The following is a 6,935-nucleotide window of genomic DNA, read 5'->3' as shown; positions in this document are numbered from 1 at the left end:
CGACCTAACCCGACCTTAAGCGCGGTCGTGGCATAGCGACGGCCATGGATCGTCGCGCCCTTCTCGCCGCCCCCCTGCTGCTCGCCGCCGCGACCCCCGCCCTCGCGAGTGGCGGCGGCGGCGGCGCGACCGCCTCGACGGGGGGCTATCTCCGCTATCCCACGATCACGGCCACCACGATCCGCTCAGGCGGCCGCCGCGGCGTGATGACGGTCGAGACCGGCGTCGACGTCGCCGATCCCGCCATGCACCTGCGCGCCCAACAATCCCAGCCCCGGATGCGCGCCGTCTTCGCCATCCTGGTCCAGCGCGAGGCCGAGAGCCTGTTGCCCGGTGGGGTGCCCAACATCGACCGGCTGGCGGCCCAGCTTCAGTCGGCCGTCAACATCATCCTGGGCCAGCGCGGTGCCGCCAAGCTGCTGCTCGGCACGGTGATGATCGTCTGATCAGGGTCAAGACTTGAGGGTCGAACGTGCCCGCGCCCCTGCGTCGATCGCGGACCGCCCAAACCTCGCCCTCGACCCTCGCCCCTCGCCCCTAATCCTTCGTCGGGCTGACCGCGTTCGCATCGCCATAGGTCAGGGCCAGGAACACGTCTTCCAGGTCCGGGTCCTCGGTGGTGATGTCGGCGATCGTCACCCCGGCCGCGCGCACGGCCGCCAGCACCTGCTCCACCGACGACTGGCCCTTGCGATAGGTCACGGCGAAGGCTCCGTTCGGCCGGGCCGCCACCTCGAACCCTTTCAGCGCGGGCGGGGCCGGCAGGTCGCCCTCCGGCGTCACCACGACGTTTCGCGTGTCCAGCCGGCGCAGCAGCTGCGGCGTCGGCTCGCAGGCCACCACCTCGCCCCGGTTCATGATGGCGATGGTGTCGCACAGCTCCTGCGCCTCCTCCAGATAGTGGGTGGTCAACAGGATCGTCACGCCCTCGGCGTTGATGCGGCGGACGTATTCCCACAACTGGCGACGCAGCTCGACGTCCACCCCGGCCGTGGGCTCGTCCAGGATCAGGATCGGCGGATTGTGAACGAGCGCCTTGGCCACCATCAGCCGCCGCTTCATCCCGCCCGACAGGGCCCGGACATAGGCGTGCGCCTTGTCCGACAGACCCAGCGCCGCCAGCAGTTCGTCGGAGCGACGCTCGCCCGCCGGCACGCCATAGAAGCCCGCCTGCACCTCCAGCGCCTCGCGCGGGGTGAAGAAGACGTCGGCCACGATCTCCTGGGGCACGACCCCCAGGGCGGCGCGGGCGTCTCGGGGGCGTTCGTCGATGTCGCGGCCCCAGATCGCGGCGGTGCCGCCGGTCTTGTTGACCACGCCGGCCAGGATGTTGATCAGCGTCGACTTGCCCGCGCCGTTGGGCCCCAGAAGCCCGAACATCGAGCCACGCGGAATGACCAGGTCCACGCCCCTCAGCGCGGTCTTGGGCGGGGCCTTCTTGGAGCCGGCATAGGTCTTCTCCAGCCCGCGCACCTCGATGGCGTTGACGGGCAGGGCATCGGTCTCGGTCATGCAGTCTTTCGGGAAGAGGGGGCTTTCGGGGCGGGGTAGGGGCTTTCGGCGGCGCGCCGTGGGGTCTAGTTATGCGCGCCCGCCTCTCGCGCCAAGACCACGGACCGATCTATGCCGCCGCGCCACCCCGAAGCCCTCGTTCCTCCGCCCGAGGAGATCGTCGTCGCCACCAAGCGGGTGGCCTGCGACGGCGGCGGCGTGCTGGGCCATCCGCTGGTCTATCTCGACATGGGTGGCGAGGATTTCGTCGAGTGCGGCTACTGCGACCGCCGGTTCGTGCTGGCCTCGGACGGCCACCGCGAGAACGAATATCTGGACCCGGCGGCGCGGGGTCCGGGGGCTCACTAGCACGCCTGCCCCGCCGCCCAGCCCGAGCTCCAGGCCCACTGGAAGTTATAGCCGCCCAGCCAGCCGGTGATGTCGACGACCTCGCCGATGAAGAACAGGCCGGGCACGGATTTGGCCTCCATCGTCCTCTGGTCGAGATCGTCCGTCGAGACCCCGCCCAGGGTGACCTCGGCGGTGCGGTAGCCCTCGGAGCCGACCGGCTTGACGGTCCAGGCGTTCACCGCCGCCTCAAGCCGGGCCAACACCTTGTCGCCGACCTCGGCCAGCTTGCCGTTTGCCCCCTCGCGCGCGGTCAGAGTCTCGGCCAGGCGGCGGGGCACGATGGCGGACAGGGCGGTGTGGACGGCCTGTTTGCCGCCGTTCTCGGCCTTCCTCGCTTTCAGCCGCTCCAGCACCGGCACGCCCGGGGCCATGGCCACGGTGATCGCCTCGCCCTCGCGCCAATAGCTGCTGATCTGCAGGATGGCCGGGCCGGACAGGCCCCGGTGGGTAAAGAGGATCGCCTCCTCGAACCGGGCCTTGCCCGCCGTCACGACGGCATCGACCGCCACCCCGGCCAGCGGCGTCATCTGCTCCAGCAGTCCGGCCTCGAACGTCAGGGGCACCAGCGCCGGTCGCGTCTCGGTCAGGGTCAGGCCGAACCGCCGCGCCACGTCATAGCCCCAGCCCGTCGCCCCCATCTTGGGGATCGACTTTCCGCCTGACGCCACGACCAGACTGGCGCAGGAGACGGTCGACCCGTCGGACAGCGTCAGGGCGAATCCCCCGGGGGACCGCTCCAGCGTCTCGACCGCCGTTCCGAGCCGAAGTTCGGCCCCCACATCCCGCATGTCGTCGGTCAGCATGCGGACGATCTGCTTGGCGCTGTCGTCGCAGAACAGCTGGCCCAGGGTCTTCTCGTGCCAGGCGATGCCGGCCTTATCCACCCGGGCGATGAAGTCGGCGGGGGTGTAGCAGCCCAGCGCCGACGCCGCGAAGCGCGGGTTGGCCCCCAGCAACCGGTCGGTCCGCCCGGCGTCCAGATTGGTGAAGTTGCAGCGCCCGCCGCCACTGATGCGGATCTTCTCGCCCGGCGCGCGGGCGTGATCGACGACCAGCACGCGCCGTCCGCGCCGCCCGGCCTCGATGGCGCACATCATCCCCGCCGCGCCCGCGCCGACGATGACGACGTCGTAGGTCTGGGGGCGTGGGCTCACAGCGACCGCAGGAAGGCGATCAGGGCCGCGTTGACCTCATCGGGTCGCTCCTGTTGCAGCCAGTGACCGGTGCCCGGCAGGACGGTCTGTGACCGCAGATCGGTCAGCCAGTCCTTCAGCCCCGCCTCGTGCTGACCGGCGTAGTGGCGCACAGGGTCCCGCTCGCCGACCATGAACATCGACGGCTGGGCGATCTTGCGCCCCTGCAGGAAGGCGGTCAGCGCCCAGTTGAGATCGAGACAGCGGTACCAGTCGATCGGCCCCTTGAAGCCCGAGGCGGTGAAGGCGGCGACGTATTCGGCGAAGTGATCTTCGCTCATCCACGGCGGCAGGGTGGCGTCGTCGGGGACTTCGGACAGGAAGTCGTGGCCCGGCGCGATGAAACCGGTGGACTGTCGTCCGTCCGGCGTCGCGCCGTCGTACGAATAGAAGCCCTTCCTCAGGCCCGTCGCGACATCGGCCTCGAAGATGTGGTGGGCGTCCGGCGCCTGGAACTGGTTCATGTACAGCTCGCCCCGGCCGAGCCGCTTCGAGATCGCGGCCATCGCTGGTGTCGGCGGCCCCGACGCGCGACGCGGCTGGAACGGCACCGACAGACCCGCCACCGCCGTGAACACATCCGGCCGCATCAGGGCGCAGTGCCAGGCGACCGGCGCGCCCCAGTCATGGCCGACGACCGTGCAGCTCTGGTGGCCGAGGGCCCGCACCAGATCGACCATGTCGCCGACCAGATGCAGGATGGTGTACGAACCGGTCTCGAAGGGCTTGTCGGTCCCGCCATAGCCCCGCATGTCCGGAGCGACCGCGCGATGACCGGCCTTGGCCAGGGCGGCTACCTGCGCGCGCCAGCTGATCCCCAGCTCCGGGAAGCCGTGGATCAGCAGGACCAGCGGCGCCGAGCCGTCGTCCGGACCGGCGTCCAGCACTTGCTGCGTCAGGCCGTCGGTCTTCAGCTGGTGGGTCTTCATGCGGCTTGATGTCCGTAGGGATGCAGCGCCAGGCTGGTGGAGGAGCGGGGCACGCCGACCCCTGTCTGACGAAAGATGATGGGCCTTCCCCGACGCTTTGTCAGGGGGCGGAAGTGTCCTACACCACCGCCAACAACGCGGGCATTCCGCCTGCGATTGGGGGAGTTTTCTTTCATGCGTAATCTGTTCCTCGCCGTGGCCGTCGCCGCGGCCTTCGCCCTGCCCGCGTCGGCCCAGACCGGCTCGGTCTCGTTCTCGATCGTCAACAACTCCAACGCCACGATCGATTCGATCCTGTACGGCCAGTCGTCGTCCGACGAATGGAGCGACAACATCCTCGACTACCAGGTCGAGCCCGGCGACACCGTCGAGGTCACCGTCGACGACGGTCTCGAGGACTGCATGTATGACTTCTACTACACCTTCGACGATGGCTCGGACTACGTCGAACGCGTCAACATGTGCGAGATCGACGGCACCGAGTTCGAGTTCACCGGCTCCTGATCCGACGACCTCTCGAGACGAAGACGGCCCCGGGAGCGATCCCGGGGCCGTTGTCGTTCAGGCTTGTCGTCGGGATCAGGCCGCGGCCTTCACCCCGGCGAAGTTGCCGTAGAAGGTCTCGCCCCTGGCCGCCATGTCGCGCAGCAGCTGAGGCGGGCTGAACCGCTCGCCGTACCGTGCGGCGTACTCGTCGGCCTGCTCGACGAAGGCCTTGGTGCCCATCTGGTCGATCATGGTGATCGGGCCGCCGGTCCAGGGCGCGAAGCCCCAGGCCAGGATGGCACCGACGTCGGCCTCGCGCGGATCGTCGATCACGCCCTCTTCCCAGCAGCGGGCGACCTCGACGGCCTGGCGGAACAGCAGACGGCGCTTCTGGTCCTCGACCAGTTCGGGCGTCGAGTCGTTGATCGTCACCGGGGCCAGTTCGGACAGGCCCTTCCACAGGGTCTTGGGCTTGGCGTCATAGTCGTAGAACCCCTTGCCGTTCTTGCGTCCGTAACGGCCCAGGTCCTCGACCATGGTCTTGACGATCGTCCAGCCGGGCAGGGGCACATAGGCGTCGCCCAGGTCCTCGGCCGTCTGTTTGGCGATCTTGACCGACAGGTCCAGCGCCACGTCGTCGTGCATCTCCAGCGGCCCACGCGGCATGCCGGTCATGCGGCCGATGTTGTCGATCATGGCCGGTGCATAGCCCTCCTCCAGCATGGCCAATCCTTCCGCGACATAGGTGCCGAAGCAGCGGCTGGTGTAGAAGCCACGGCCATCCTCGACGACGATCGGGGTCTTCTTGATCTTCATGACGTAGTCGAGCGCCTTGGCCAGGGCCTCCTGGCCGGTCTTCTCGCCCATGATGATCTCGACCAGCATCATCTTGTCGACGGGCGAGAAGAAGTGGATGCCGATGAAGTCCTCGGGGCGCACCGAGGCCTCGGCCAGGCCGGTGATCGGCAGGGTGGAGGTGTTGGATCCGAACACGGCGCCGGGCGTCAGCTGGGCCTCGGCGCGCCGGGTCACATCGGCCTTGATCTCGCGGTTCTCGAACACCGCCTCGATCACCAGGTCCGAGCCCTTGATGTGGTCATAGTCCGTGGCCGGCACGACCATGGCCAGGAGAGCGTCGTACTTGTCCTGGGTCAACTGTCCGCGCGACAGGCGCTTCTTCAGCAGGTCCTCGACATGGGCCTTGCCCTTGTCGGCGGCGTCCTGATCGCGGTCGATCAGGATGGTCTGGATGCCCGCCATGGCGTTCACATAGGCGATGCCCGCGCCCATCATGCCGGCGCCCAGGACGGTGACCTTCTTGGGATCCGACTGGGGCACGTCCTTGGGCCGCACCGCGCCCTTGTCCAGCTCCTGCTTGGACAGGAACAGCGACCGGATCATCCCCTGCGCCTGCGGCGTCATCAGGGTCTTGATGAAGTAGCGGGTCTCGATGCGCAGCGCGGCGTCCATCGGCACCTGCACGCCCTCATAGACCGCCTTCATCAGGTTCACGACGGCCGGATAGTTGCCGTAGGACTGTTTCCTCAGCATGGCGTTGCCGACCAGGAAGTTCTGGATGCCGGCCGGGTGATAGGGGCCGCCGCCGGGCAGTTTGAAGCTCTTGTCGTCCCACGGCTGGGCCGCCTTGCCGCCGCCCTTGATCCAGGCCTTGGCGGCCTCGACCTCGGTTCCGGCGGGCACGACCTCATGCACGATGCCCGCGCCCTTCGCGTCGTTGGGACGGAAGGACTTGCCCTCGCTCATGGCCATCATGGCCGCCTGGACGCCGACCAGGCGCGTCAGGCGCTGGGTGCCGCCGCCGCCGGGGAACAGGCCGACCTTGATCTCCGGCAGGCCCAGCTGGATCTTCGGGCTGTCGCCGACCACGCGGTAGTGACAGGCCAGCGTCAGTTCCAGACCGCCGCCCAGCGCCAGGCCGTTGATCGCCGCCGCCACAGGCTTGCCGCAGGTCTCGAGCGCCCGCAGCGCCCCGTTCAGCTTCCAGCCGGCGTCATAGGCGTCCTGCAGAGAGCCGCCGGTCAGCATGCCCGCAGCCATGTCGCCCAGGTCCGCCCCGGCGCAGAAGCCGGAGGTCTTGCCCGAGGTCAGCACCGCGCCCTTGATGGCGTCGTCCGATTTGATGCGTTCGACCACCTGCGGGATCTCGGCCATGACCGAGCCGGTCAGGGTGTTCATCGAGCGGCCCGGCACGTCGAAGGTGACCAGGGCGATGCCGTCGGCGTCGACGTCGATCTTGAAGTTTTCCATTGGCCGAAGGCCCTTCATTCTGAAACGTCGGCGTGTGGGCCGACCGGTTTCGGTTCATCACGGCGAACACGGCGTAGGCACGGAGGACACTGCGATCGGTGCGCGCTGTGATCGCCGTGTCTTCGCTGTGGTCGCCGTGATGAACCCCTTTATTGAC

General features: G+C 68.5%; 7 protein-coding genes. 3 read left to right on the top strand and 4 right to left on the bottom strand.

Features of this window, described 5'->3' with window-relative positions; translation table 11 throughout:
• The first annotated feature begins 44 nt into the window (after positions 1-44).
• On the top strand, positions 45-446 hold the full coding sequence (locus ABN401_RS15865; protein ID WP_349685838.1) for a Tat pathway signal protein: 402 nt from the start codon (positions 45-47) through the stop codon (positions 444-446).
• A 91-nt stretch (positions 447-537) separates the two neighbouring features.
• Here the strand turns inward: ABN401_RS15865 and ABN401_RS15860 are convergent, their stop codons facing one another.
• Positions 538-1,512, bottom strand: a complete 975-nt coding sequence (locus ABN401_RS15860) for an ABC transporter ATP-binding protein (protein ID WP_349685837.1) — start codon at positions 1,510-1,512, stop codon at positions 538-540.
• Positions 1,513-1,623: 111 nt separating this feature from the next.
• Between ABN401_RS15860 and ABN401_RS15855 the strand changes: the two genes are divergently transcribed.
• Positions 1,624-1,860, top strand: coding sequence for a zinc-finger domain-containing protein (locus ABN401_RS15855; RefSeq protein WP_349685836.1), 237 nt, complete (start codon positions 1,624-1,626; stop codon positions 1,858-1,860).
• Here ABN401_RS15855 and ABN401_RS15850 read toward each other — a convergent pair.
• Positions 1,857-3,056 carry a BaiN/RdsA family NAD(P)/FAD-dependent oxidoreductase gene (locus ABN401_RS15850; RefSeq protein ID WP_349685835.1) on the bottom strand — a complete coding sequence of 400 codons (1,200 nt, stop codon included), beginning with the start codon at positions 3,054-3,056 and terminating at the stop codon, positions 1,857-1,859. The two genes, ABN401_RS15855 and ABN401_RS15850, sit on opposite strands and share 4 nt — an antisense overlap.
• Positions 3,053-4,024: an alpha/beta fold hydrolase gene (locus ABN401_RS15845; protein ID WP_349685834.1), complete on the bottom strand. Its 972-nt coding sequence runs from the start codon at positions 4,022-4,024 to the stop codon at positions 3,053-3,055. The genes ABN401_RS15850 and ABN401_RS15845 overlap by 4 nt, the downstream gene beginning before the upstream one ends.
• Before the next feature lie 174 nt (positions 4,025-4,198).
• On the opposite strand from ABN401_RS15845, the gene ABN401_RS15840 reads away from it, so the two are divergent.
• Positions 4,199-4,528: a hypothetical protein gene (locus ABN401_RS15840; RefSeq protein WP_349685833.1), complete on the top strand. Its 330-nt coding sequence runs from the start codon at positions 4,199-4,201 to the stop codon at positions 4,526-4,528.
• A gap of 75 nt (positions 4,529-4,603) precedes the next feature.
• On the opposite strand, the gene ABN401_RS15835 is transcribed toward ABN401_RS15840, so the two are convergent.
• The gene (locus ABN401_RS15835; RefSeq protein ID WP_349685832.1) at positions 4,604-6,778 is read right to left on the bottom strand and encodes a 3-hydroxyacyl-CoA dehydrogenase NAD-binding domain-containing protein; all 2,175 of its coding nucleotides are present in this window, start codon (positions 6,776-6,778) and stop codon (positions 4,604-4,606) included.
• Positions 6,779-6,935 lie beyond the last annotated feature (157 nt).

The organism is Brevundimonas aurifodinae, assembly GCF_040195595.1.
Classification (GTDB): Bacteria; Pseudomonadota; Alphaproteobacteria; order Caulobacterales; family Caulobacteraceae; genus Brevundimonas; species Brevundimonas aurifodinae.
The sequence above is the reverse complement of the archived record's forward strand: the minus strand, read 5'-3'. Positions and strand labels throughout refer to the sequence as shown.